Annotated in this window: 23 protein-coding genes, 4 tRNA genes and 1 pseudogene; 3 read left to right on the forward strand and 25 right to left on the reverse strand. The window is 55.4% G+C overall.

What is annotated here, in order from left to right; translation table 11 throughout:
* Positions 1-15 precede the first annotated feature (15 nt).
* The 9 genes from O1V66_RS13840 to pncC form a co-directional block, all read right to left on the reverse strand.
* Positions 16-92 (reverse strand) — tRNA-Arg (locus O1V66_RS13840).
* Between the two features lie 48 nt (positions 93-140).
* Positions 141-217 (reverse strand) — tRNA-Arg (locus tag O1V66_RS13845).
* 113 nt (positions 218-330) lie between these two features.
* A tRNA-Arg gene (locus O1V66_RS13850) sits at positions 331-407 on the reverse strand.
* Between the two features lie 8 nt (positions 408-415).
* Positions 416-508: transfer RNA gene (locus tag O1V66_RS13855), tRNA-Ser, on the reverse strand.
* Positions 509-834: 326 nt separating this feature from the next.
* Positions 835-1020 (reverse strand): carbon storage regulator CsrA, encoded by a 186-nt coding sequence (gene csrA, locus O1V66_RS13860; RefSeq protein WP_013574027.1) that lies wholly within the window; start codon positions 1018-1020, stop codon positions 835-837.
* 256 nt (positions 1021-1276) lie between these two features.
* Positions 1277-3904, reverse strand: coding sequence for an alanine--tRNA ligase (gene alaS, locus O1V66_RS13865; RefSeq protein WP_269127760.1), 2628 nt, complete (start codon positions 3902-3904; stop codon positions 1277-1279).
* A gap of 139 nt (positions 3905-4043) precedes the next feature.
* Positions 4044-4643, reverse strand: a complete 600-nt coding sequence (gene recX, locus O1V66_RS13870) for a recombination regulator RecX (protein WP_045048577.1) — start codon at positions 4641-4643, stop codon at positions 4044-4046.
* Positions 4644-4760: 117 nt separating this feature from the next.
* Positions 4761-5825 (reverse strand): recombinase RecA, encoded by a 1065-nt coding sequence (recA, locus tag O1V66_RS13875; RefSeq protein ID WP_045048576.1) that lies wholly within the window; start codon positions 5823-5825, stop codon positions 4761-4763.
* A gap of 127 nt (positions 5826-5952) precedes the next feature.
* Entirely contained in the window at positions 5953-6447 is a 495-nt protein-coding gene (gene pncC, locus O1V66_RS13880; protein WP_045048575.1) for a nicotinamide-nucleotide amidase, read from the reverse strand.
* Between the two features lie 428 nt (positions 6448-6875).
* Between pncC and O1V66_RS13885 the strand changes: the two genes are divergently transcribed.
* Together O1V66_RS13885 and O1V66_RS13890 are read left to right on the forward strand one after the other, a co-directional pair.
* Positions 6876-8312 (forward strand): amidase, encoded by a 1437-nt coding sequence (locus tag O1V66_RS13885; protein WP_045048574.1) that lies wholly within the window; start codon positions 6876-6878, stop codon positions 8310-8312.
* Between the two features lie 41 nt (positions 8313-8353).
* Positions 8354-9655, forward strand: coding sequence for a purine-cytosine permease family protein (locus tag O1V66_RS13890; protein WP_045048573.1), 1302 nt, complete (start codon positions 8354-8356; stop codon positions 9653-9655).
* Positions 9656-9672: 17 nt separating this feature from the next.
* On the opposite strand, the gene O1V66_RS13895 is transcribed toward O1V66_RS13890, so the two are convergent.
* The 3 genes from O1V66_RS13895 to O1V66_RS13905 all read right to left on the reverse strand — a co-directional run bounded on the left by O1V66_RS13895 (position 9673) and on the right by O1V66_RS13905 (position 11421).
* A complete protein-coding gene (locus tag O1V66_RS13895) occupies positions 9673-9804 on the reverse strand; it encodes a hypothetical protein (protein WP_269127765.1) in 132 nt (43 codons plus the stop codon).
* 30 nt (positions 9805-9834) lie between these two features.
* On the reverse strand, positions 9835-10905 hold the full coding sequence (gene mltB, locus O1V66_RS13900) for a lytic murein transglycosylase B (protein WP_072045095.1): 1071 nt from the start codon (positions 10903-10905) through the stop codon (positions 9835-9837).
* A 174-nt stretch (positions 10906-11079) separates the two neighbouring features.
* A complete protein-coding gene (locus O1V66_RS13905) occupies positions 11080-11421 on the reverse strand; it encodes a zinc ribbon domain-containing protein YjdM (protein ID WP_045048572.1) in 342 nt (113 codons plus the stop codon).
* A 360-nt stretch (positions 11422-11781) separates the two neighbouring features.
* Between O1V66_RS13905 and mutS the strand changes: the two genes are divergently transcribed.
* Positions 11782-14337, forward strand: coding sequence for a DNA mismatch repair protein MutS (mutS, locus tag O1V66_RS13910; protein WP_045048571.1), 2556 nt, complete (start codon positions 11782-11784; stop codon positions 14335-14337).
* Positions 14338-14482: 145 nt separating this feature from the next.
* Here the strand turns inward: mutS and rpoS are convergent, their stop codons facing one another.
* The 13 genes and pseudogenes from rpoS to cysG all read right to left on the reverse strand — a co-directional run bounded on the left by rpoS (position 14483) and on the right by cysG (position 25842).
* On the reverse strand, positions 14483-15481 hold the full coding sequence (gene rpoS, locus O1V66_RS13915) for an RNA polymerase sigma factor RpoS (RefSeq protein WP_269127770.1): 999 nt from the start codon (positions 15479-15481) through the stop codon (positions 14483-14485).
* Between the two features lie 51 nt (positions 15482-15532).
* A complete protein-coding gene (nlpD, locus tag O1V66_RS13920) occupies positions 15533-16561 on the reverse strand; it encodes a murein hydrolase activator NlpD (RefSeq protein WP_072045094.1) in 1029 nt (342 codons plus the stop codon).
* Between the two features lie 258 nt (positions 16562-16819).
* A pseudogene (locus O1V66_RS13925) lies at positions 16820-17445 on the reverse strand (protein-L-isoaspartate(D-aspartate) O-methyltransferase).
* Positions 17435-18202 (reverse strand): 5'/3'-nucleotidase SurE, encoded by a 768-nt coding sequence (gene surE, locus O1V66_RS13930; protein WP_152623637.1) that lies wholly within the window; start codon positions 18200-18202, stop codon positions 17435-17437. The pseudogene O1V66_RS13925 and the gene surE overlap by 11 nt, the downstream one beginning before the upstream one ends.
* A 63-nt stretch (positions 18203-18265) precedes the next feature.
* A complete protein-coding gene (gene truD, locus O1V66_RS13935; protein ID WP_045048568.1) occupies positions 18266-19312 on the reverse strand; it encodes a tRNA pseudouridine(13) synthase TruD in 1047 nt (348 codons plus the stop codon).
* A gap of 4 nt (positions 19313-19316) precedes the next feature.
* Positions 19317-19790, reverse strand: a complete 474-nt coding sequence (gene ispF / locus O1V66_RS13940) for a 2-C-methyl-D-erythritol 2,4-cyclodiphosphate synthase (protein ID WP_045048617.1) — start codon at positions 19788-19790, stop codon at positions 19317-19319.
* Positions 19790-20509 (reverse strand): 2-C-methyl-D-erythritol 4-phosphate cytidylyltransferase, encoded by a 720-nt coding sequence (gene ispD, locus O1V66_RS13945; RefSeq protein WP_045048567.1) that lies wholly within the window; start codon positions 20507-20509, stop codon positions 19790-19792. The genes ispF and ispD overlap by 1 nt, the downstream gene beginning before the upstream one ends.
* The gene (gene ftsB / locus O1V66_RS13950; RefSeq protein WP_045048566.1) at positions 20506-20835 is read right to left on the reverse strand and encodes a cell division protein FtsB; all 330 of its coding nucleotides are present in this window, start codon (positions 20833-20835) and stop codon (positions 20506-20508) included. The genes ispD and ftsB overlap by 4 nt, the downstream gene beginning before the upstream one ends.
* Positions 20836-21040: 205 nt before the next feature.
* Complete coding sequence (locus O1V66_RS13955; protein ID WP_045048565.1) at positions 21041-21376, reverse strand: DUF3561 family protein; 336 nt, start codon at positions 21374-21376, stop codon at positions 21041-21043.
* Positions 21377-21452: 76 nt separating this feature from the next.
* The gene (gene cysC / locus O1V66_RS13960) at positions 21453-22058 is read right to left on the reverse strand and encodes an adenylyl-sulfate kinase (protein ID WP_045048564.1); all 606 of its coding nucleotides are present in this window, start codon (positions 22056-22058) and stop codon (positions 21453-21455) included.
* 1 nt (position 22059) lies between these two features.
* Complete coding sequence (gene cysN / locus O1V66_RS13965) at positions 22060-23487, reverse strand: sulfate adenylyltransferase subunit CysN (RefSeq protein WP_045048563.1); 1428 nt, start codon at positions 23485-23487, stop codon at positions 22060-22062.
* 12 nt (positions 23488-23499) lie between these two features.
* Positions 23500-24408, reverse strand: coding sequence for a sulfate adenylyltransferase subunit CysD (cysD, locus tag O1V66_RS13970; RefSeq protein WP_045048562.1), 909 nt, complete (start codon positions 24406-24408; stop codon positions 23500-23502).
* A 9-nt stretch (positions 24409-24417) separates the two neighbouring features.
* The gene (gene cysG, locus O1V66_RS13975) at positions 24418-25842 is read right to left on the reverse strand and encodes a siroheme synthase CysG (protein ID WP_045048561.1); all 1425 of its coding nucleotides are present in this window, start codon (positions 25840-25842) and stop codon (positions 24418-24420) included.
* Positions 25843-25892 lie beyond the last annotated feature (50 nt).

Consider the following 25892-nt stretch of genomic DNA (forward strand, 5'->3'; position numbering starts at 1 on the left):
TGCAAGACTTGAATATGGTGCACCCAGGAAGATTCGAACTTCCGACCGCTCGGTTCGTAGCCGAGTACTCTATCCAGCTGAGCTATGGGTGCAGGGTTGGTACAGATTTTTTTACTGATGTTAAAGCGAAGGATTAAGAATGGTGCACCCAGGAAGATTCGAACTTCCGACCGCTCGGTTCGTAGCCGAGTACTCTATCCAGCTGAGCTATGGGTGCATATCACTTCTTTAATGCAGTTCTTTACAACAGATACTTCACCACTTTCACATTCTACCTAAATCGGCCCTGATGCTCACTTGATTGCAAATCAATATACATCACAGAAAGAATGGTGCACCCAGGAAGATTCGAACTTCCGACCGCTCGGTTCGTAGCCGAGTACTCTATCCAGCTGAGCTATGGGTGCATCTTAAATGGCGGTGAGGCGGGGATTCGAACCCCGGATGCAGCTTTTGACCGCATACTCCCTTAGCAGGGGAGCGCCTTCAGCCTCTCGGCCACCTCACCATACGCTTCTTTCGAATCGTGCTGACTAACTTTGTTTAAGCTCATCGGCACTGCGTGGCGCACATATTACTTTCCCGCACTTATAAGTCAAACCCTTTTTTCCGAAGAATTGTTTGTTTGAACAATTCCCACCCAACCTGTGCAGATTACCGGCAAATATTGGGCTTTATGAGATAAAAACCGATGTTTAATCAGTAAAAAGGATCAGACGAAGAAGTGACGACAGAGAAATAATTTTCGAACAGGAAGGGAAAAGCGGAGGGGAAATGCGAAAAGACACCGTAGAAATTCATCAGCGCCCCGCCCGAGACGGGACGCCTGATAAATTAATAACTCGTCTGTTGAGATTTTTCAGCCTGAATGCGCTGGTAGATCTCTTCACGATGAACAGAGACCTCTTTCGGCGCATTAACACCAATACGCACCTGATTACCTTTAACGCCTAACACGGTAACCGTAACCTCATCGCCAATCATGAGGGTTTCACCAACTCGGCGAGTCAGAATAAGCATTCTTTGCTCCTTGAAAAATTAAATGAGTCGGGTCTCTCAGTTTCACAGTCATTATCTATCATAAGCTGTAAAAACGTAAGCCATGACCTCCACATAAAATGTACGTCAGCTCTATACATTAGCTGTGAGTGATTTTAAGTTTAGCCGAAATCGGCGAAGCCGTGACGTAAATAGTGAGAGTTAACCGGTCGTAAAGACTGAAAACGCCATAACAGACAAGAGATTATGGCGTTTTCACTGTTACTGATTTTTAAGACTACAGCTTGTCGGCTACCCAAGCTTCTACGCCCGCAAGCGCAGCTGGCAAGGCCTGTACATCGGTACCGCCCGCCTGAGCCATATCAGGACGGCCACCGCCTTTACCGCCAACCTGAGATGCCACCGTACCAATCAGTTCACCGGCTTTAACACGATCGGTCAGGTCTTTCGTGACACCCACAATCAGACTTACCTTATCATCTGCGGTCGTCGCCAGCACGATAATGGCAGAGCCCAGCTGATTTTTCAGGTCATCGACCATCGTGCGCAGCATTTTGGCTTCAACGTTATCCAGCTGTTTCACCAGCAGTTTAACGCCCTTAACTTCTTTGGTTTGACCGGACAGCGATGAACTTTCCTGTGCAGCCTGCTTATCTTTAACCTGCTGAAGTTCTTTCTCGAGCAGACGAGAGCGCTCGAGAAGACTGCGAATCTTGTCGGTGACGCTGTTGACGTCGCCTTTGACAAGGTGCGCCACGTCTTGCAGCAAATCGCTCTGCTGGTGCAGCGCGGCAATGGCGTTGTCGCCGGTAATGGCTTCGATACGACGAATACCCGCCGCCGTGCCCGATTCGCTCTGAATGCGGAACAGGCCGATATCACCGGTACGGCTGGCGTGGATACCGCCGCACGGTTCGGTCGAGAAGTCGCCCATAGACAGCACGCGCACGTGGTCTTCGTACTTCTCGCCAAACAGCGCCATTGCGCCCTTCTCTTTCGCATCGTCGAGCGCCATGATATTGGTCTCGATAGGCAGGTTACGACGAATCTGCGCATTCACCAAATCTTCGACCTGACGAATCTGCTCGGGTTTCATGGCTTCTGGATGAGAGAAGTCAAAACGCAGATAGTGGTCGTTGACCAATGAACCTTTCTGAGCAACATGTTTACCCAGAATCTGGCGCAACGCTGCGTGCAGCAGGTGTGTAGCAGAGTGGTTCAGACGAATGCGGTCGCGACGTGTCGCATCGACATCGGCTTCAACGCTGTCGTTAAGGCTGAGCTTACCGGCGCTTAGCACGCCCTGATGGCCGATGGCCTTGCCGTATTTCTGCGTATCGGTAACGGTGAACTCGCCCGCTGCCGTTTTCAGTACGCCTTTGTCGCCAACCTGTCCGCCAGACTCGCCGTAGAACGGCGTATCGTCCAGCACCACAATCGCGTTTTGACCCGCCTGAATCTCTTCAACCGGCTGGCCGTTGACAAACAGCGCCACGACTTTGGACTGACGCTGAACGTGATCATAGCCAGAGAACTGGGTAACGCCGTCGACGCGCACCATATTGCTGTAGTCCGCGCTGAAGCCACTGGCTTCGCGAGCACGCGTACGCTGGGCTTCCATGGCTTTTTCGAAACCGGCTTCGTCGACCTTGAGATTGCGCTCGCGGCAGACGTCGGCAGTCAAATCGACCGGGAAACCAAAGGTGTCATACAGACGGAAGACGATTTCGCCGTCCAGCGTGTCGCCTTTCAGTGCTGCCAGTTCTTCGTCCAGTAACGCCAGTCCGCGCTCGAGCGTACGGGCAAACTGTTCTTCTTCGGTTTTCAGCAGCTGTTCAACGGTGGTTTGCTGCTTCGCCAGCTCAACGCCCGCCGAGCCCATCACCTGCACCAGAGGCGCAACCAGCTTGTAGAAAAAGGCTTCTTTCGCGCCCAGCATGTTGCCGTGGCGCACCGCGCGACGAATGATGCGACGCAGCACGTAGCCACGGCCTTCATTTGAAGGGATCACGCCATCGGCAATCAGGAACGCGCAGGAACGGATGTGGTCGGCAATCACGCGCAATGACTTGTTGTTCAAATCGGTCGCGCCGGTGACTTTCGCCACAGCGGTAATCAGCGTCTGGAACAGGTCAATGTCGTAGTTGGAATTGACGTGTTGCAGCACGGCGGTAATACGCTCAAGGCCCATACCGGTATCAACCGACGGTTTTGGCAGTGGCAGCATGGTGCCGTCCGCCTGACGGTTGAACTGCATGAAGACCAGGTTCCAGATCTCGATGTAGCGGTCGCCGTCTTCTTCCGGGCTACCCGGAGGCCCGCCCCAGATGTGGTCGCCGTGGTCGAAGAAGATTTCGGAACACGGACCGCAAGGGCCGGTGTCGCCCATCTGCCAGAAGTTGTCGGACGCGTACTGCGCGCCTTTGTTGTCGCCAATGCGGATAATGCGCTCTTTCGGCACGCCAATCTGGTGTTCCCAGATATCAAAGGCTTCGTCATCGGTCGCGTAAACGGTCACCCACAGTTTTTCTTTCGGCAGATTGAACCAGTTTTCACCGGTCAACAGCTCCCAGGCAAACTTGATGGCGTCTTCCTTGAAATAATCGCCAAAGCTGAAGTTGCCCAGCATTTCGAAGAAGGTGTGGTGACGCGCGGTATAACCCACATTTTCAAGGTCATTGTGCTTGCCACCGGCGCGTACGCAGCGCTGAGAGGTGGTCGCGCGATGGTAGTCGCGATTGTCCAGGCCCAGGAAAACGTCTTTGAATTGGTTCATGCCGGCATTGGTAAACATCAATGTCGGATCATTGGTAGGGATCAGCGAGCTGCTGTCGACAACAGTGTGTCCCTTACTATGGAAGAAATCGAGAAACGCTTGACGGATCTCAGCGGTGCTCTTGCTCATAAATGTCCCGGAATAAGGCTAAAAAGGTCGGCCCGTGAGCAAGATTAGCGTGATAACGTCCAGCTTACTTTGTCGCTCACGAACAAAAAGTGGGGATAAGATAAAATTTCTTCGCGGGGAAGTAAAATCCAGTATGCGTTCAATCCTCAAAATCGCGATAAATAGACTGAATTTCCTCCTGGAAAAAACCGCGATAAAGTAAATAGCGCAATACTTTGGATTTCTCCTTCCACTCCGTTGGCAACGGTTGACCGAATTTATGTGTCGCCAGTTCGTAGGCCTTGGTGCACCAGTCTACCTCGCAATTTTCCAGCGCTTCGGTAATTACCTCTTTGTCTACGCCCTTTTGCGTCAGCTCGGAACGAATGCGCTGCGCACCCAGACCACGGTTGCTTCGCCCCGCGATATAGCGCTCGGCAAATTTGGCATCATCGAGCCAGTGATGTTCATAGCAGTAGGCAATAACCTGTTCGACCTGGTCAGGGCAGATTTCTTCGGGTTCCTTCGGGGTAGCCTGCCTGCGTGCATCCGGATTCTGACGGGCTTTATAGGATGACGGGCGACTGAAAGGCTGAGGCGGAGTCAGCAGCTTGCGGCGAAGCTCGGCTTCTCCGTGATCGCGCTGGCCCAAAAGGCGCATGGCACGGGCAATCAGGTTATTGAGTTTTTTCGCGCGATCGTCCTCTAGTGTCGAAAACAGTGAAGATGGCGCGTCATGTTGTTCGTTGTCCTGAGTCATGCCTGATTCCTTTTCCATAAATGCAAAAAAACAGCCTGATGAGAGGCTGTTTTTTTAAGGGAGACAAGCTGTCAAACCTGCCGGCAGAACATTTACCGGCGGGTTGAGCGCAGAGTATTAAAACTCTTCGCTGGTTTCTGCATTGTCGTCCAGATTTTCGGCCGTCGCGGCAGCGCTAAGCTCACCGGTGCCGCTCAACAGCATTTCTCTGAGTTTCTTGTCGATTTCAGAAGCCACTTTCGGGTTTTCTTTCAAGAAGTTGCTGGCATTGGATTTACCCTGGCCAATCTTGTCGCCGTTGTAGCTGTACCATGCACCGGCTTTCTCGATCAGTTTGTGCTTAACGCCCAAATCAACCAGCTCGCCGTTGATGTTGATACCTTCGCCGTACATGATCTGGAATTCAGCCTGCTTGAACGGCGCAGCGATTTTGTTTTTCACTACTTTCACGCGGGTTTCGCTACCGACAACGACATCACCGTCTTTGATTGCGCCGATACGACGGATATCAAGACGAACAGAAGCGTAGAACTTCAGGGCGTTACCGCCGGTAGTGGTTTCCGGGTTACCGAACATCACACCGATTTTCATACGGATCTGGTTGATGAAGATAAGCAGGGTGTTGGCGTTTTTCAGGTTACCGGCAAGCTTACGCATTGCCTGGCTCATCATACGTGCCGCGAGGCCCATGTGAGAGTCACCGATTTCGCCTTCGATTTCTGCTTTCGGGGTCAGTGCCGCTACGGAGTCAACGATGATAACGTCAACCGCGCCAGAGCGGGTCAAGGCATCACAGATTTCCAGCGCCTGCTCACCGGTGTCCGGCTGTGAACACAGCAGGTTGTCGATGTCTACGCCCAGTTTCTTGGCATAGATAGGGTCAAGCGCGTGCTCGGCATCGATAAAGGCACAGGTTTTGCCTTCACGTTGCGCAGCAGCAATAACCTGCAAGGTGAGCGTCGTTTTACCCGAAGATTCCGGTCCGTAAATTTCGACGATACGGCCCATAGGCAAGCCGCCTGCGCCCAACGCGATATCCAGAGACAGAGAGCCGGTGGAGATCGTTTCAACATCCATGGAGCGATCTTCGCCAAGGCGCATGATGGAGCCTTTACCGAATTGCTTTTCAATCTGGCCCAGTGCCGCAGCTAACGCCTTTTGCTTGTTCTCATCAATAGCCATTTTTACTCCTTCGCGTGACGCGTTGTGTGTGACCACACGTCTTGTCACTGAATGTTGTTGTTTGGATGCACAGTACACATACAGGTAATTGACAGTAATTATACTGTATACGCATACAGTATCAAGTCTATTTTTTCAAAAATTCGTCGAGAAGCGTTTGCAGCGCAAAAACAGCGGCTTGCAGGCGCACGGCTTCGCGATTGCCGGAAAACACCTCTTTATGGGCATAAATGCGGCCGTCGTTGTCGGCAAAGCCAAACCACACCGTGCCCACAGGTTTTGCCTCGCTGCCGCCGTCAGGCCCGGCAATGCCGCTTATCGACACCGCAAGGTTTGCGCCGGCCGCATAACGTGCGCCACGCGCCATTTCCCGCACTACCTGCTCGCTCACTGCGCCGAACTCTTTCAACGTCGCGTCTGAAACGTCGAGCATTTCGCGTTTTGCGGCGTTGCTGTAAGTGACAAAACCACGGTCGAACCAGGCAGAACTGCCGGCAACATCGGTAAGGGCTTTCGCGACCCAGCCTCCCGTGCACGACTCTGCACAGGTAACCCAGAAATCGCGGGCTTTTAAGGCCGCGCCTACCTCGATACTAAGCTGATGCAATTTATTTTCGGTCATGGATTTTTCCGCAACGTGGGATCAACTCAGGCAATGTTAGCACTTCCTGCAAGGGAAGATCTGCCCTCGACGACAATATGCGGGATATCGCCAGAAAAACGGCAACTCATTCAGCACGCTAGCAATATTCTCTGAATACTCCTTTCAGATGGGGGCAGCAGGCGACAATTTCAAGCCGTCCTCCATTTTTGCACCACTGCGTTTTCCTACTGCACTTATGCGGTGAAAACCGGTTTACCTTTTTGCTCCCTATGTCCGTAAATCTCGCGAATCGTCATTTATTCCTTTCGGAATACAGGTCGGTATACAAGATGTTAGCAGAGTGAGAGCGTTTATTTTTTCCACAATTCGGGAGTTGGCCCGAAACCTGCATTGCTAGCAATCATGACATTGCCCGCTTTGCAGCCTTAAGGAGAATTGTGGTGAACATGTCCGATATTCTTGAACTAGATGCCGTCACCCTTGCGGCTCACATCCGCGATAAGAATCTGTCTCCGGTCGAGGTAATAGCCGCCTCGATAGAAAGAATGGAGCGGCTTGAACCCGAGTTGCATGCCTTTTGCACGCCAACGACCGCATTGGCGCTGGCACGGGCCAAAGAGATTGAACAACAGATTATGCGCGGCGAAGATCCTGGCCCTCTGGGCGGTATTCCTGTCGCCATTAAGGATTTGATTAGCACGAAAGGGATCAGGACGGTTTCAGGCTCCTACCTGTATGAAAATTTTATTCCCGATGAAGACGATATCACCGTCGAGCGACTCAAGGCCGCCGGCGCGATTATTCTTGGCAAAACCAATGCCCCGGAATTCGGCTACAGCGGCACCGGGCATAATCCGGTGTTTGCAACCACCTGCAACCCGTGGGACACCGCACTGACGCCGGGCGGGTCCAGTGCCGGTTCCGCCGCGGCACTCGCCGCGCGCATGTGTCCGCTGGCGCTGGGCAGCGACGGCGGAGGCTCGGTGCGCATTCCTGCCGCCCACAGCGGCATCTTCGGCATGAAGGCGTCCATGGGCCGCGTTCCTTTATATCCAGGCTGTCGCGACGAACGTTATCCGGGGATGTCGAGCTGGGAATCGCTTGAGCATATCGGCCCGATGTCCCGCAGCGTCGCCGATGCCGCACTGATGCTCTCTGTGATTGCCGGACCCGATGCTCGCGACCGTCACTCCATTCCCACGGGCGACGTAGACTGGCAAGGCAGCCTGAACGGCAGTCTCAAGGGGCTGCGCATCGGCTTTAGCCCGGATTGGGGCTATGCCGCCGTCGACCCGCAGGTGCGCGCCATCGTTGCCGATGCCGTCAGGGTTTTCGAGCAGGAGTTGGGCTGCATCGTCGAAGAGGCGCATCCCGGTTTTGCCGATCCAAAACTCACGTTCGCGGCGCTGGTCGCACAGGAAACCGATTTGACCGGCATGCGTAGGCTGATGGAAATCCATGGCGATCGCATGTCGCCGCATCTGGTCGAAATGCTGAACACGCAATGGACCGCCGAGATGTTTACGGATGCCAACATGAAACGCAAAGAGGTGGTCAACAAGATGTGGCGCTTTATGCAGCGTTACGATCTGCTGCTGACGCCTACGCTCGCCACACCGCCCTTCCCCATTGATATCGAAAGTCCTGACTCTATCGACGGACGCCATGTCACGCCGAGCGAATGGCTGGCCTTTGTTTTTCCTATCAATCTTACCGGTCAGCCGGCCGCTTCCGTACCTGCCGGATTTACCGCCGAAGGTTTACCCGTCGGCCTGCAAATTGTGGGTCGCCATCTGGACGATGCCCTGGTGTTACGCGCCAGCGCCGCCTTTGAGAAAGTCCGCGGCTGGAACGATAGGCTTCCCCCTCTTCTCCGCCGTTAAGCGTTTTTTCCTTGTTGCGATACTTTTAAGGAACAACACCTATGAACAAAAACACGATACAACATGCCGAGCATTCGGCCAGTCTGGAACAGGAATTCGAAAGTCAGACGGTGCCGTTATCACATCGCCACTCCACCCGCGCCGTTTCGGCGGTGTGGTTTGGTTTTCCGATGATCCTGACCAACGCCGTCTTCGGCGGGATCATGGCTTACAATCTCGGCTTCTGGCGCGCGATAGTGGCGATTCTGCTGGGTAATCTGGTGTTGTTTGCCTATGTCGGCACACTAAGCTATCTGGCCGGTAAAACCGGACTCAACTTTGCGATGCAGGCGCGTAAAACCTTTGGCAGCCGTGGCTACATTATTACCTCGGCCTTTCTCTCGACGGTGGTCATAGGCTGGTATGCCTTCCAGACCGGGCTTACCGGCACCATCATCAATACGACGTTTGGCTGGAACATGACCGGCACGATAGTGCTCGCCACCGTGCTTTATACGGGCGTCACGTTTCTGGGGGTGCGTGCGCTGTCGATTATCGGCATGATAGCCGCGCCGATGTTCGTTATTCTGGCGCTTGCCGCGCTGTATTTCGTTTCACAGCATACCAATCTCGGTCAAGTGACTGACTATAAAGGGACCGCGGGCGGGATCACGATGGGAATCGCCATGACGATGGTCATCGCCGGTTTTGCCGATTCCGGCACCATGACCGCCGACTTCACCCGCTGGTCGAAAGACGGGAGATCCGCTGTGATCGCGACGTTCTCGGCGTTTCCGATTGCCAACGTGGTGTCGCTATTGTCGGGCGTGGTGATTGTTTCTGCCGGAGCGGGCATCAATCCTGCGCAGAACGGCGGCGACTTCCTGCATCTGCTGATAGGCCATAATCCCCTGCTCAATGCGCTGGCTCTGCTGTTTGTGTTTATCAATCTGGGATCGGTCTGCACCCATTGCCTCTATAACGGCGCAGTTGGCTACAGCCATTTACTGAACAGCAAAATGCGTCTGTGGACGATTATTCTCGGCGTCATCGGCGGCCTGCTCGCGGTGGTCGGCGTCTGGAGCTATTTTCTCAACTGGCTGAGCCTGCTGGGGGTGGCGGTGCCGCCTATCGGCGCGGTCATGATTGTCGACCTGCTGTTTTTGGGGCATATCGCGAGTACACGCGCCGAAACCGCCTATCGCGGCAGTGCATTTCTGGCGTGGGCCATCGGTACGCTCTGCGCCACGGCGGCGCATCTCTGGTTCCCCGATTACGGCGAGGCGCTGATTGGCGCACTGGTCGGCGGCAGCGCCTATGCCGTGATTCATTCAATGCGCGTCAAAAAGCTGGTCACTGCCTGAGGCGTTGCAACAGGCATTCACGCTACCTTGAGTTGCCGCGACCGGCTCCAATCATCTGCGGCGTTGGCGATGGTTAACATGCAGAAGGCGTGTTTGGCGGAGTCGGCGGGCGTCTTGCGGGCATTGGTATGACGCGGAATAATCGACAAGCAAGGCGGCCCCGGCAGGCCGCCATTTTTTTACAGTCCGGTGCGTGCCTGTTTAACGGCGAGACCCAGCTGCCACACGGCCATCGCATACTGCGTGCTATGGTTGTAGCGGGTAATCGCATAGAAGTTTGGCAGGCCGTACCAATACTGGTAACTGGTACCCATATCGAGGCGCAGCAGGCTGGCCTGTTGATAGCCGCCCAGCGAGCCTAATGGCATCAACCCTGCAGAAGACAGCGTAGAGACGGAATACTTGGTCTGATAACCGTTTTCCAGACCCGGTGCCTGCCCGCTTGCCTGTACCGCAACCGGCTCACCGCTGACCCAGCCGTTGCCTTTGAAGTAGTTGGCAACACTGCCGATGGCATCGATAGGATCCCACAGGTTAACGTGTCCATCGCCATCAAAATCAACCGCATACTGCTTGAAGGCCGACGGCATAAACTGGCCGTAACCCATAGCACCGGCAAAGGATCCTCGCAGCGCCAGCGGATCGTCGTTTTCTGTGCGCGACATCAGCAGGAAAGTTTCCAGCTCACCGGCAAAATAGTCGGCACGACGCGGATAATCAAACGCAAGCGTCGCCAGCGCATCGATAATGCGCGTTTTGCCCATGACTCTGCCCCAACGCGTTTCGACGCCGATAATACCGACAATAATCTCCGGCGGCACGCCGTATTGCTGATAGGCGCGTTGCAGCGCGTCCTGATATTGATCCCAGAACACGACGCCGTTTTGCACGTTATCCGGCGTGATGAATTTCGCACGATAGCGAATCCATGCGCCGTAAGGCCCCGATGGCGGTTGCGCGGTCGGTGCCTGTCGTTCCATCAGACGCAGCACCCAGTCCAGCCTTTTGGCCTGCCCCAGCGTATTATGCAGTTGCTGACGATCGAATCCGTGCTCACGCACCATCTTGTCAATGAAGGCATTGGCCGCGGCATTATTTGAAAAATCACCGTCTGCCAAAAAGCCGCTTTGACTCTGCGCCGGTGGAGGAAGCAAAAATCCGCCTGTGGGCACAGATTGAGTATTCTTGGGCGTACTGCTACACGCGGAAAGCAGGACAACCAGGGGAAAAAGGGAAGCCAGGTAACGCATCAGATATCCGTATGGCAATACTAGAAAAGTGGATCAACATGTTAATGCATTGTTTGAGATGATCAAAAGGATGTTTAAAGGAATTTACTTAAGCAGCAGGATAAAAAGGCCGCCAGACAAGGGCCGGAGGATAAACCGCCGACCTGTTTCAAAGATTGTTGGGCGTTTCAGCGATTAGCTTTTCTTAACAAACTCGGATTTCAGCTTCATTGGGCCGAAACCTTCGATTTTGCAGTCGATATTATGATCCCCTTCGACCAGACGAATGCTTTTCACACGCGTGCCAATCTTGAGCGTCGACGAACTGCCTTTCACCTTGAGATCTTTCACTACGGTCACGGCATCGCCATCGGCCAGCAGATTGCCGTTGGCATCGCGCACGACCAATCCCTCTTCATCACCGACCGTGCTCGCCGTGGCCGACCACTCATGTCCGCATTCCGGGCAGTTCAACTGCTCGCCTTCCTGCCAGGTAAATTCTGAACTGCATTTCGGACAATGGGGTAATGATTGCACGCTAACCTCTTAATGGAGCTAAATAAAATAGTTAAAACCCTGACATTCAAAGACCACAGAGTTTGTCGGCCTATAGAATAGCGTTTTCCGGGGATTAAAAATACCTTCGGGTATGAGCGGCACTCTACTTCATCATTCTTCGAGATGCTTTCCAGTTTACGGGTGTCAGTTTTGCTGTGCCTGAGATACTATAGCGGCACAAATTTTAGGCGCGGACCTCGTGTTAGCCCTATGAATTCACGCAATAAATTGATTTTTGTGATCTTTAGTACCGACGGACTTGACCGTCCTGCGCTGCCCCTTGCGGCGCGCACTGAAATCATAAAAACGTTACATTTAAACAACTAAGAAACTAAGCGCATGAGCAATAGCGATAATTTAGATGCCCACACCCCAATGATGCAGCAGTACCTGCGTCTGAAGGCGCAGAATCCTGAAATCCTGATGTTCTACCGGATGGGCGACTTTTACGAGTTGTTCTTCGACGATGCCAAAAAAGCCTCGCAGCTGCTGGACATCTCGCTGACCAAGCGCGGCGCCTCGGCCGGTGAACCTATCCCGATGGCGGGCGTGCCTTATCATGCCGTCGAGGGGTACCTCGCCAAGCTGGTGAATCTCGGCGAATCGGTCGCTATCTGCGAGCAGGTCGGCGATCCGGCGCTGAGCAAAGGGCCGGTCGAGCGCAAAGTCGTGCGTATCGTTACACCGGGTACTGTCAGCGACGAGGCCTTGCTGAGCGAGCGTCAGGACAATCTGCTGGCGGCTATCTGGCAGGATGCGCGCGGTTTTGGCTATGCCACACTGGACATCAGCTCCGGTCGTTTTCGTGTCGCGCAGCCTTCCGACCTCGAAACCATGGCCGCCGAAATCCAGCGCACCAATCCTGCCGAGTTGCTGTATCCCGAAACCTTCGAGACGATGTCGTTAATCGACAGCCGCCGTGGTCTGCGTCGCCGCCCTATCTGGGAATTCGAGCTGGAGACCGCCCGCCAGCAGCTGAACCTGCAATTCGGCACCCGCGATCTTAGCGGTTTCGGCGTGGAGCAGACGACACAGGCGCTGCGTGCCGCAGGCTGTCTGCTGCAATACGTCAAAGATACCCAGCGGACCTCGTTGCCCCACATTCGCGGCATCACGATGGAGCGCCAGCAAGACGGCATCATCATGGACGCCGCAACGCGCCGCAATCTCGAGCTGACGCAAAATCTCTCCGGCGGCATCGAAAACACGCTGGCGGCCATTCTCGACCACAGCGTAACGCCGATGGGCAGCCGTATGCTCAAGCGCTGGATCCACATGCCGACCCGCGATCACAAGATTTTGAATAACCGGCAGCAGGCACTGGAGGCGCTTCAGGAGTTGACCACCGAACTGCAACCGGTGCTGCGTCAGGTTGGCGACCTCGAACGTATCCTGGCAAGGCTTGCGTTGCGCAGCGCACGTCCTCGCGATTTGGCCCGTATGCGCCATGCGCTGCAACAACTGCCCGAAATCCGCGAGCTACTGAAACCCGTCGACGTGCCCTATATTCAAACGCTGGTGGAACAGGCGGGCGAATTCGACGCGCTGATCTCCCTGCTTGAGCACGCTATCATCGAATCTCCGCCGGTTCTGGTTCGTGACGGCGGCGTGATTGCGCCCGGCTACAATGCCGAACTCGACGAATGGCGCGCGCTGGCCGAGGGTGCGACCGATTATCTGGATCGTCTGGAGATCCGCGAGCGCGAGAAACTGGGCCTCGACACCCTCAAGGTCGGTTTCAATGGCGTGCACGGCTACTACATTCAAATCAGCCGCGGACAGAGCCATCTTGCGCCTATCCACTATGTTCGTCGTCAGACGCTGAAAAACGCCGAGCGCTACATTATTCCCGAGTTGAAAGAGTACGAAGACAAGGTGCTGACCTCCAAAGGCAAGGCCCTGTCGCTCGAGAAGGCGCTGTACGAAGAGCTGTTTGACCTGCTGATGCCTCACCTGTCGGCATTGCAGCAGAGCGCGGCGGCGCTGGCGGAAATCGACGTGCTGAACAACCTTGCCGAGCGCGCCTACACCCTGAACTACTGCCGTCCGACATTAAGTGAAAAACCGGGCATCAGTATCGTGGGCGGGCGTCATCCCGTGGTTGAACAGGTATTGAGCGAGCCGTTTATCTCCAATCCCCTGTCAATTTCGCCACAGCGCAGAATGCTCATCATCACCGGGCCGAACATGGGCGGCAAGAGTACCTATATGCGTCAGGCGGCGCTGATTGCCCTGATGGCGCACATCGGCAGCTTTGTTCCTGCGGATCAGGCCACGCTCGGCCCTATCGACCGTATCTTTACCCGCGTCGGCGCGGCGGACGATCTGGCTTCGGGTCGTTCGACCTTTATGGTCGAAATGACCGAAACGGCCAACATCCTTCACAACGCCACGGAAAACAGTCTGGTGCTGATGGATGAAATCGGTCGCGGCACCTCGACCTACGACGGCCTGTCGCTCGCTTGGGCCTGCGCCGAGAGTCTCGCGAGCCGTATCAAGGCGATGACGCTGTTTGCTACCCATTACTTCGAGCTGACGACGCTGCCCGAAAAGATGGAAGGGACGGTGAATGTGCATCTGGATGCCATCGAGCACGGCGACACCATTGCTTTCATGCATAGCGTTCAGGAAGGCGCGGCAAGCAAGAGTTACGGACTGGCGGTAGCGGCATTGGCCGGCGTGCCAAGAGAAGTCATCAAGCGCGCGCGCCAGAAGCTCAAGGAGCTGGAAACACTGTCGAACCACGCGGCGGCCAGCAAGGTCGATGGCCCTCAACTGCCGTTGCTGAGTGAAGAGACGTCACCGGCGGTTGAAGCGCTGGAAGCACTCGATGCGGATTCGCTGTCGCCACGACAGGCGCTGGAGTGGATATATCGCCTCAAAGCGATGGTGTGATCCTTCAATCGCATGCAATTAAATTGCACTCAATAAAAAAGGTGGGCATATGCCCACCTTTTTTGTCTGCTTCGATAACTGTCTGCTGGGCGAAAACCGGTTAAACACCTTCTTCCCACCAACCCAGACTTTCATCTAAGAATAGTTATTCACGAAACAGCGCTTCGATGCTCAGACCTTGACCCTGCAGAATTTCTCGCAGGCGACGCAGCCCTTCCACCTGAATCTGACGAACACGTTCACGCGTAAGACCGATTTCCCGGCCCACGTCCTCGAGGGTTGCCGCTTCATAGCCCAACAGGCCGAAACGACGCGCCAGGACTTCACGCTGCTTGGCATTCAACTCGAACAGCCATTTAACGATGCTATGTTTCATGTCATCGTCTTGCGTGGTGTCTTCCGGACCATTGTCTTTTTCGTCGGCCAGAATATCTAGCAGCGCTTTCTCGGAGTCACCGCCCAATGGGGTGTCAACAGAGGTAATACGCTCATTCAGGCGCAACATACGACTTACGTCGTGGACCGGCTTGTCGAGTTGCTCTGCAATTTCTTCGGCACTTGGCTCGTGATCAAGTTTGTGTGCCAATTCGCGTGCAGTACGCAGGTAAACGTTCGGTTCTTTAACGATATGGATAGGCAAACGAATAGTACGGGTTTGGTTCATGATAGCCCGTTCAATCGTCTGGCGAATCCACCAGGTTGCGTAAGTGGAGAATCTAAAACCGCGCTCGGGGTCAAATTTTTCAACTGCACGGATCAGACCGAGGTTACCCTCTTCAATCAGATCCAGCAGTGCCAGGCCGCGGTTGCTATAGCGGCGGGCAATTTTAACCACCAGACGCAGGTTACTTTCAATCATGCGGCGACGGGATGGAACATCACCTCGCAAAGCACGTCGAGCAAAAAGGACTTCTTCCTCTGCGGTCAGCAGAGGTGAATAACCGATTTCACCAAGGTACAGTTGAGTTGCATCCAGCACTCGTTGGCTTACAGCCTGTGACAGTAACTCTTCTTCTGCTTCAGAAGCGTCACTATCTACAGACTCCTCGACGGTTACTTTCTCTTCGTCAAAGGCTTCAGCGCTGTTCTCGTCGAAATCTACATCATCATGTAACTCGTTAATTTTCAGCGTATTCTGATTCATAAGCTGCTCCTACCCGTGGTCCCAAGAGCAGAATCTAGGACTCTGCCCGGCTTATCGCTGCGGAAGATAACGCAGCGGGTTTACGGATTTCCCCTTGTAACGAATTTCAAAATGTAATCTTACCGAGCTGGTTCCGGTGCTACCCATGGTCGCTATTTTCTGTCCCGCCTGCACTTCTTGTTGTTCCCGGACCAGCATTGAATCATTGTGTGCATAGGCGCTCAAGTAATCATCATTGTGTTTAATGATGATCAGGTTACCGTATCCGCGTAGTGCATTACCGGCATAAACAACGCGTCCGCTTGCGGTGGCCAACACGGCCTGTCCACGAGAGCCTGCGATATCGATGCCTTTATTTCCCCCTTCGGAAGCCGAGAAATTATCGATAATTTTACCGTCAGTCGGCCATCTCCAGGAGGAGACTGGACCGCCATTATTCGTGGTAGTTGCGACGACGGTACTCGGAGCGGTAACCGGTGCTGTTGTTGTCGTGACAACCCCAGCAGTAGGCAACATCTTACCTACATTTGGTTTACTTGAACTTTCAGAATACGTGGTAGTTGGTTGAGATGCAACCACTGTCCCCTGCATCATTCCACCGGACGGCGCTTTCGGCACGCCGCCACGCGTCGCATCCGTGGTGGCCAACATTCCACCCGAACTCGCGGCTTGCGATACGTTGTTGATCTGAATCGATTGTCCGACTTCAAGACTGTAGGGTTCGGCGATATTGTTACGCGCCGCAAGGTCTCGGAAGTCGTTTCCGGTTATCCAGGCAATATAAAAAAGTGTGTCGCCGCGCTTAACTTTATACGTGCTGCCGTTGTAGCTGCCTTTCGGAATGCTGTTGTAGCTACGGTTGTAAACGATGTGTCCCTGAGCGTTGATCATCGGGGCATTATCGCTTGAATTCGGAGTAATCTGACCTCCCATAGGGCGTGTTGCCGCGCCTCCGCCACCATTAACGCTGCTTATTGGAGCAGTTGACGGGGCATTATTGGAGCATCCTGCAAGCCAGGCACCAACGAATGTACATACCGCAAGGCGGCTAAAGGTCTTAATTTGGCTTCCGGTGCTCATAACTCCCCCATGACGGCAATATCAGAATCTATCGCGGCTCAGGCCAGACGCAGTCTGGATCCGCAAGGAACCGACCCTCGAAAAAAAGCCCAGGCTGAAGATGCTGGTCGAGTGGTTTTTGGCCCGATGGCGATAGTTTAAAAAACTGTGGCAGTAAAAAACTGTAGTGAATGCTATCAACAACGCAACTTTATCACCATAAATCAGTTGTATTTAATTTTTAAGGATTTTGTGTTTGAAGGCGGCAAAACGGGGTCGTCAGGCGAGTTCGCCTTTAACCAGGGGAACGAAACGCACGGCTTCAATGTTGTCGATGGTAAAGTCATTGCCACGTCGCTGAATACGTTGCAAAGTCTGATTTTGCTCGCCAACGGGCAAGACCATGACGCCGCCTTCGGCAAGCTGGGTCATCAGCGCCTGGGGAATTTCGGGGGTGAAGCGGTTACGATAATGGCATCAAACGGGCCGCGTGAGGGCCAGCCTTCCCATCCGTCGCCGTGACGGGTGGACACATTGTGCAGATCCAACTGTTTCAGTCGGCGTTTGGCCTGCCATTGCAGCCCTTTAATCCGCTCGACGGAAAAGACGTGTTCGACGAGATGCGCCAGAATGGCGGTCTGATAACCAGACCCCGTGCCGATTTCAAGCACGCGGGACTGGGGTTGCAACCGCAGCAACTCCGTCATGCGCGCCACAATGTAAGGCTGGGAGATGGTCTGGCCGAGTCCGATGGGAAGCGCCGTGTTTTCATAAGCCTGATGCTGGAAGGCTTCATCGACGAAACGTTCACGCGGAACGGTTTCCATCGCGTGCAGCAGCTTCTCATCCGAGATGCCCTGTTTACGCAGCTGTTCCAGCAGGTTGTACATCGGCTTAATCACCATTCCCGTTCACCTCGGCTTTGGCTAACCATGTTCTGACGATGTCTTGTGCGGCATAAGCCGTTAAATCAACGTGCAAAGGCGTTATGGAGACATAACCCTGCGCCACGGCGGCAAAATCGGTATCGGGGGCGATATCGAACTTCTCGCCGGGCGGGCCAATCCAGTACATGTCCTGACCGCGGGGATCCTGCTGACAAAACACTTTCTCTGCCGGATGGCGGCTTCCACAGCGTGTAACACGCAGGCCTTTTATCTCGTCAAGCGGCAGGTCGGGCACGTTGATATTGAGGATGCGCCCGGTACGCAGCGGTGCCTTGGCCAGCATCCGCAGAAGCTGGCAGGTAATAGCCGCCGCCGTGTCGTAGTGCCGATGCCCGTCAAGCGACACCGCCAACGCCGGATACCCCAAATGCCGACCTTCCATCGCCGCCGCGACGGTGCCGGAGTAAATCACGTCATCGCCCAGATTCGGACCGGCATTGATGCCGGACACCACCACGTCGGGACGCGGGCTCATCAGCGAATTGACGCCGAGATAAACGCAATCGGTCGGCGTACCGTTAATCACCGCCGTATCGCCATTGGGATAGCTTTGAATACGCAAGGGCGAGTCCAGCGTCAGGGCATTGGACGCGCCGCTGCGATTGCGGTCGGGCGCGACCACCTTTACGTCGGCGAATTCGCGCAGCGCAGAGGCCAGCGCCTGAATACCCGGTGCCGTCACGCCATCGTCATTGCTCAACAATATCCGTATCAAAGATGTTTTGCCTCGTTCTTGTCGGGTCTGAATGTCTACCGCCGTGCCGCAGAAACGCGACGACTACTCGCTGATGTCGGCGTCGCCCTCTTGCTGCCCCATTAACTCGCGCACCAGGCTGGTGGCGAAGCTGCCGGCCGGAAGCCAGAACTTCAGCTCCAGCGTGCTCGCGTCCAGCGCTTTCCACGCCAGATGCTGTGGATGCAGCATAATGGCGCGTCGTGCAGGGTCGACGCGCTCGCGCTTGAGCAGCGACAGAAGATAGGTCTGGTCTGCAATACAGCTTAGCTCAAATTCTTCGGCATCCTGCTGCGAGCCGAGCGGGCCATCGCCCGGCAACGGCGCGGTGATAAGCAGTTCGCCCTGCGCAACACGAGATTGCACCGACGCCAGCTCTTCCGCTTTGGCAACAAACCAGCTGCCGCGACCGCTTAACTGAAGGGCATCGCCCAGCAGCGCTTCCTGCATCAGCCCCTTGGCGAGGCGTTCGCTGGACACCATATTAAACAGCGCGCTGCGGCTGGCAGAGAGGTAAAAACTGCGCTTTGGACGTTCTTTAACGCGAATCTCATCGCGGGCCCAGCGCACCGCCTGCACCAGATTATTTCCGCCACGCCCAAAGCGTTGCACGCCGAAATAGTTCGGCACGCCGCGAGTCTGGATTTGCGCCAGCCGCTGTTCGATATCGGCCAGATTTGTCAGGTCACGCAGCACCAGGGTAAAGGCATTGCCTTTGAGCGTGCCGATGCGCATCTTCTTGAGATGGCGGGCAAAACGCACGACTTCGCAGCCTTCGAGCTTGAAATTGGCGAGATCGGGATTTTCTTTACCCGGCAGGTGAACGCAGAACCACTGCTCGGTGACCGCATGGCGATCCTTCAGGCCCGCGTAACTGACAGAGCGCGGATGCACACCGGCGAAACGCGCCAGCTGCTCGGCCACAAACTGCGTGTTGCAGCCGGTTTTACGGATCCGCACCAGCAGATGTTCGCCTTCCCCATCCGGTTCAAAGCCGAGATCTTCTTCGACAATAAAATCTTCTGCATGGGCTTTCAGCGTGCCGTTGGAAAGCGGCTTGCCGTACAGCCAGGTCAGGTTATTCATATCCACGGGATTAATCCTTGAGAAGCAGGGCAACGGCTTCGCAGGCGATGCCCTCACCACGGCCGGTAAAGCCCAGCTTTTCGGTGGTGGTCGCCTTGACGTTGACGTCGTCCATATGACATCCCAGATCTTCGGCGATAAACACGCGCATCTGTGGAATGTGCGGCAACATTTTCGGTGCCTGCGCGATGATAGTGATATCGAGGTTCCCCAGACGATAGCCCTTTGCCTGAATCTGACGATAGGCTTCGCGCAGCAGCTCGCGGCTGTCGGCGCCCTTGTATGCCGGATCGGTGTCCGGGAACAGTTTGCCGATGTCCCCCAGCGCGGCCGCGCCAAGCAGCGCGTCGGTGGCCGCGTGCAGCGCCACGTCGCCGTCGGAGTGCGCCAGAAGTCCCTTGTCGAAAGGAATACGCACACCGCCAATCACCAGAGGGCCTTCGCCACCAAATTTATGAACATCAAAACCGTGACCGATACGCATCATGCGCTCTCCTCTTGGTGCAACTGAGTTAAAAAGAATGCTGCCAGTGCCAGATCTTCTGGACGGGTAACTTTAATATTATCGGATCTTCCGGGCACCAGCTGCGGATGGTAGCCACAATATTCCAGCGCCGAGGCTTCGTCGGTGACCGTTGCGCCTTCGTCCAGCGCGCGAATCAGACAGCTTTTCAGCAGTTCCAGCGGGAAAAATTGCGGCGTCAGCGCGTGCCACAGGTCTTGCCTGTCGACGGTATGGGCGATTTTTTCAATGCCCGGTTCGCCGCGTTTCATGGTGTCGCGCACGGGGGCGGCCAGAATGCCGCCGACCTTGCTGTGCTCGCCAATAGCCAGTAAACGCTCGAGATCGTCTTGGTGCAGGCAAGGCCGCGCCGCGTCATGAACCAGCACCCATCCGGCGTTTCCGGCCTGCTTGAGGCCAGCCAGCACCGAATCGGCGCGTTGAGCGCCGCCGGTTACCACTTTTACGCGCGGGTCGTGCGCCAGTGGAAGCTGCGAGAAAAAGGTGTCCTGCGGGCTGATTGCGACAATGACCTGACTGACACGCGGGCTGCGTAAGAGCGCCCCGATTGCGTGTTCGAGCAGGGTTTTCCCGTCGATGGTCAGATACTGTTTCGGAAGTTCGCTTTGCATGCGGCTGCCAATACCGGCGGCGGGTAACACCGCGACGATATTGGCCGGGGAAACGGCTGGATGACTCATGGATTATTGTTGGTTCTTGCTTGCGTTGTGTTGGAAGCCTGTGCGCGCTTGTTCTGGTCCGGCACAAGGCGATAGAAACTCTCGCCAGGCTTTATCATGCCCAGCTCGTTGCGTGCGCGTTCCTCAATCGCCTCCTGACCCCCGTTAAGGTCGTCAATCTCTGCGAAGAGTTGGTCGTTGCGTGATTTAAGTTTCACGTTGCTGCCCTGCTGGACCTCAACATCGTCATTAACCCGCACGTAATCGTGAATACCGTTCTTGCCCAACCACAGCGAATACTGTAGCCAGCCAAGTATAATCAATAATAACAGCGTTAATTTGCCCATTCCGCCCCCTGAAAAAGCCGCTCAATCATCCCACAACTTTCACAGTTACTCCACAGTGAAGGGGAAATTGGCGCGCAGATTAGGAGTTAAGATAGGAAATTGTGTGGAAATAACCCACTCGTCAGGAGAATAACCGCAGGGATGGCCTCTCGGCAGCCCAAATCGGCGCAGAAATGCCCTGTTACGCGTTTAGGGCACAATCGGGTTACCAACCGGAGAGAAACGAGAATACCGTCCAGAAAAGACAGATGACCGCCAGACCGGTCGACGGCAGGATTTTCCAAAGCGTGCCGCCAAACAGCATGCTGAACGCAATACCGATGAGCACGGAGACAGGCAGTAACGCAATAAAAAACGGCCAGGTGTAGAGCAGAAAGAACAGCGTGTTCGAGCCGTAAACCATAAACGGGATCGCGAAGGCCAGCCAGAAAAACACAAAACCCGTACAGCCGCCCAGCAGAGAATAGGAGGGTTCTTCCCTTTCCTGCTGCACGGGCTTTTTACGGGTGATGTCGATAAAGAACTGACTTAACGTTTGCATGGCTCGACTCCTGTGGTTGAGTCGCTGACTGTACAGCCGCAGATACTCGAACTCTACGGCGTTTTGCCAGCGACATTCAGGAGTTGATGATACCTCTCTGGCGCAGCACAGCTAATAATTGCGGCACCAATTGTGTTACTAATTGTTCACCTTGCAGGTGTACATCAGGCTGTAGGGGCGACTCGTAAACCGAGTCGATGCCGGTGAAGTTTTTCAGCTCGCCGGCACGGGCCTTCCGGTACAATCCCTTGGGATCACGCGCCTCGCAGATAGCCAGCGGCGTATCCACGAAGACCTCGATAAACTGCCCGTTATCCAATAACTCACGCACCATTTCGCGCTCGGCACGATGCGGAGAAATAAACGCGGTCAACACCACCTGACCGGCATCGACCATCAGCTTGGCGACTTCGCCCACGCGACGAATGTTTTCACGGCGATCGTCATCGGAAAAGCCCAGATCCCGGCACAGACCGTGTCTTACATTGTCACCATCCAGCAGATAGGTGCTTACGCCGAGGCTGAACAGTGCCTGCTCCAGCGCGCCGGCGACGGTCGATTTACCGGAGCCGGAAAGCCCCGTAAACCACAGCACAACGCCCCGATGACCCTGCCGGGCTTCGCGATCCGCACGGGTTACCGCGTGCGGATGCCAGACGATGTTTTCGTCCTGCTGCGCCATGCTATTTGCCACCCAGCAGGTCGCGCGCGCCCCAATGCGGGAAGTGACGGCGAACCAGCGCGTTGAGCTCCAGTTCGAAGTCGCTGAAGGCGCCCTTCTCTTCGTAAACCTGCTCCAGCGCCTCACGCACCAGACCCGCGCCAACGGTCACATTGCTCAGGCGATCGATAAAGATCATCCCGCCGGTAACGGCGTTTTCCTGATAGTTGTCCAGCACCAGCGGCTCGTCAAAGGCCAGCTCGACCAGGCCGATGCCGTTCAGCGGCAGGCTGTCGACCACGCGTTGAGTCAGGGAGTTGATTTCAACCTGATACTCGATGTTCTGCACGCGCGCGCGGGATTTCTTGCCGCCGACCTTGATGTCATAGCTTTGGCCCACACTCAGCGGCTGCTCGGCCATCCACACCACATCGACCTTGGCATTGCGCACCGGTTTTACGGTTTCATCGATATCCACCAGCGTGTCGCCCCGGCTGATATCGACTTCGGTATCCAGCACCAGCGTAATGGCTTCACCGGCCCAGGCTTCCTGCAAATCGCCGTCGAAGGTCACGATACGCGCTACGGTAGATTCAACGCCCGACGGCAACACCTTGATTTTCTGCCCTACGCGCACAGAACCGGAGGCCAGCGTACCGGCGTAACCGCGGAAATCGAGGTTCGGACGGTTGACGTATTGCACGGGGAAGCGCATCGGCTGCTGTTCGCGGATGTTGATAACGTTAACGGTTTCAAGCACATCCAGCAGCGTCGGCCCGTGATACCACGGCATTTTCTGGCTTTCCGTTGCCACGTTGTCGCCTTCGAGCGCCGACAGCGGCACGAATTTGATGTCCAGATCGGTCGGCAGCTGTTCGGCAAATGTCAGGTAGTCCTGACGGAACTGCTCGAACACGTCTTCGCTGTACTCCACCAGATCCATCTTGTTGACGGCAACCACCAGATGACGAATGCCGAGCAGCGTGGCGATAAAGCTGTGGCGACGAGTCTGGTCCAGCACGCCTTTACGGGCATCGATCAGCAAAATAGCCAGGTCGCAGGTTGACGCGCCGGTCGCCATGTTACGGGTGTACTGCTCATGGCCCGGGGTGTCGGCGATAATAAATTTACGCTTTTCGGTGGAGAAATAGCGGTATGCCACGTCAATGGTGATGCCCTGCTCGCGCTCGGCCTGCAGGCCGTCAACCAGCAGCGCCAGGTCGATTTTCTCGCCCTGCGTGCCGTGACGCTTGCTGTCGTTGTGCAGCGAAGAGAGCTGGTCTTCGTAAATCTGGCGGGTATCGTGCAGCAGACGGCCAATCAGCGTACTTTTGCCGTCATCGACGCTGCCGCAGGTCAGGAAGCGCAGCAGACTCTTGTGCTGCTGGGAATGCAGGTAGGCTTCGACGCCGCCCTGCTCGGCGATTTGTTGTGCAATTGCGTTATTCATAGTCCGTGCTCCTTAGAAATACCCTTGACGCTTTTTAAGCTCCATCGAACCCGCCTGATCGCGGTCGATGGCACGCCCCTGACGCTCGCTGGTCGTAGAAACCAGCATCTCTTCGATGATTTCCGGCAGCGTTTGCGCTTCGGACTCCACCGCGCCGGTCAGCGGCCAGCATCCCAGGGTACGGAATCGCACCATTTTCTCTTCAATCGTTTCGCCCGGTTGCAGGTCGATACGGTCGTCATCAATCATCATCAACATGCCGTCGCGTTCCAGTACCGGACGCGGTGCCGCCAGATACAAAGGCACAATCTCGATGTTTTCCAGATAGATATATTGCCAGATATCCAGCTCGGTCCAGTTGGAGAGCGGGAACACGCGGATGCTTTCGCCCTTGTTGATCTGGCCGTTATAGTTGTGCCACAGCTCGGGACGCTGGTTTTTCGGGTCCCAGCGGTGGAAGCGGTCACGGAAGGAGTAAATACGCTCCTTGGCACGCGATTTCTCTTCGTCACGGCGTGCGCCGCCGAAGGCTGCATCGAAGCCGTACTTGTTCAGCGCCTGCTTCAACCCTTCGGTTTTCATGATATCGGTATGTTTGGCACTGCCGTGGACAAACGGGTTGATGCCCATCGCCACGCCTTCAGGATTCTTGTGGACCAGCAACTCGAAGCCGTAGTTTTTGGCGGTACGATCGCGGAACTCGTACATCTCCTTGAATTTCCAGCCGGTATCCACGTGCAGCAGCGGGAAAGGCAGCGTACCCGGGAAGAATGCCTTGCGCGCCAGATGCAGCATCACGGAGGAGTCTTTACCGATGGAGTACATCATTACCGGATTAGCGAATTCAGCCGCGACCTCGCGGATGATATGGATGCTTTCCGCCTCCAGCTGTCGTAAATGGGTCAGTCGTTTTTCGTCCATATCAGATCCTTAAGCCAAATTCACGACCGTCGGGCGTTGTGCGCCGGCAGTCTCTGGATGATGCCCAAACCAGGCGAGTTTATGATGAAGCTCGGCGACTTCACCGATCACCAGCAGGGCCGGAGACGGCGCCTGATGGGCTAATTGTTCGAGATTTTGTAATGTGCCGACTCTGACCTGCTGGTCGTGTCGGGTGCCGCGCGAAATCACGGCAACGGGAGTTTGGGTCGAACGGCCGTGCGTAATCAGCTGATGGCTAATCTCGGCGGCTTTCATCGCGCCCATATAGATAGCCAGCGTCTGCTGCCCTCGCGCCAGTTCGGACCACTGCAACCCGTCGCCGTCGGTTTTAATCTGGCCGGTAATGAACATCACGCTCTGCGCCCGTTCGCGGTGCGTGAGCGGAATACCGGCATAGGCCGTCGCGCCTGCCGCTGCGGTAATGCCCGGCACGACCTCGAAAGGAATCCCTGCCGCCGCCACCACTTCCAGCTCTTCGCCGCCACGGCCGAAAATAAACGGATCCCCGCCTTTCAGCCTGACCACTTTCTTGCCCTGCTGCGCCAATTCGACCAGCAGGCGGTTGGTCTCTTCCTGCATCACCAGATGATTTCCGGCGCGCTTGCCGACGCAGATTTTCTCCGCATCGCGGCGAACCAGATCCAGCACTTCCTCACTGACCAGATAGTCATACAACACCACATCGGCCTGCTGCATTACCTGCAAACCGCGTAGCGTCAGCAAACCGACGTCGCCGGGACCGGCACCCACCAGCGTGACCAGACCGCGATGCGTTGCATCGTCCGGTGCATCCATCAGGTCCTGCAACGACTGCTCCGCCTTATCGAACTGCCCCCCAGCGGTCAATGAAGCAAAGTTGCCGTCAAATGCCTGTTCCCAGAAACGTCGGCGGGCCGACATCGAGTTGAAACGCTGTTTGACGCGCTCGCGCCAACTGCCCGCTATCTCGGCCATTTTGCCAAGGCTTGCCGGTAACAGCGTTTCGAGTTTTTCGCGCAGCATTCTCGCCAGTACGGGCGCGGTGCCGCTGGAAGAGATAGCCACCACGATAGGTGAACGGTCGACAATCGACGGAAAGATAAACGAGCACTTTGGCTGGTCGTCCACGACGTTGGCCAGCACGCGGCGCAGATTGGCATCTTCGTAAACCTGTGCGTTGAGCACGGTATCGTCCGTTGCAGCGATCACCAGAAAGACATCGTCGAGCTGATCGGCGTGATAGGACGTGGACAGCCACTGAATTGCCGCCTGCCGATGCAAATGGGCGACTTCTTCTGAAAGTGATTGCGCAGCTACCCGAACCTCGGCGCCTGCCCGCAGAAGCAAGTCAATTTTGCGCGCAGCGATTTCGCCGCCGCCAACGACCAGTACCGGACGTTGTTTCAGGTCGGCAAATATAGGGAGATAGTCCACAACAACCTTTTTAAGATAAGCATATCGATATTATGACTATACGGGGTTGC

The organism is Rouxiella chamberiensis (assembly GCF_026967475.1).
In the GTDB taxonomy this organism is placed as follows: Bacteria; Pseudomonadota; Gammaproteobacteria; order Enterobacterales; family Enterobacteriaceae; genus Rouxiella; species Rouxiella chamberiensis.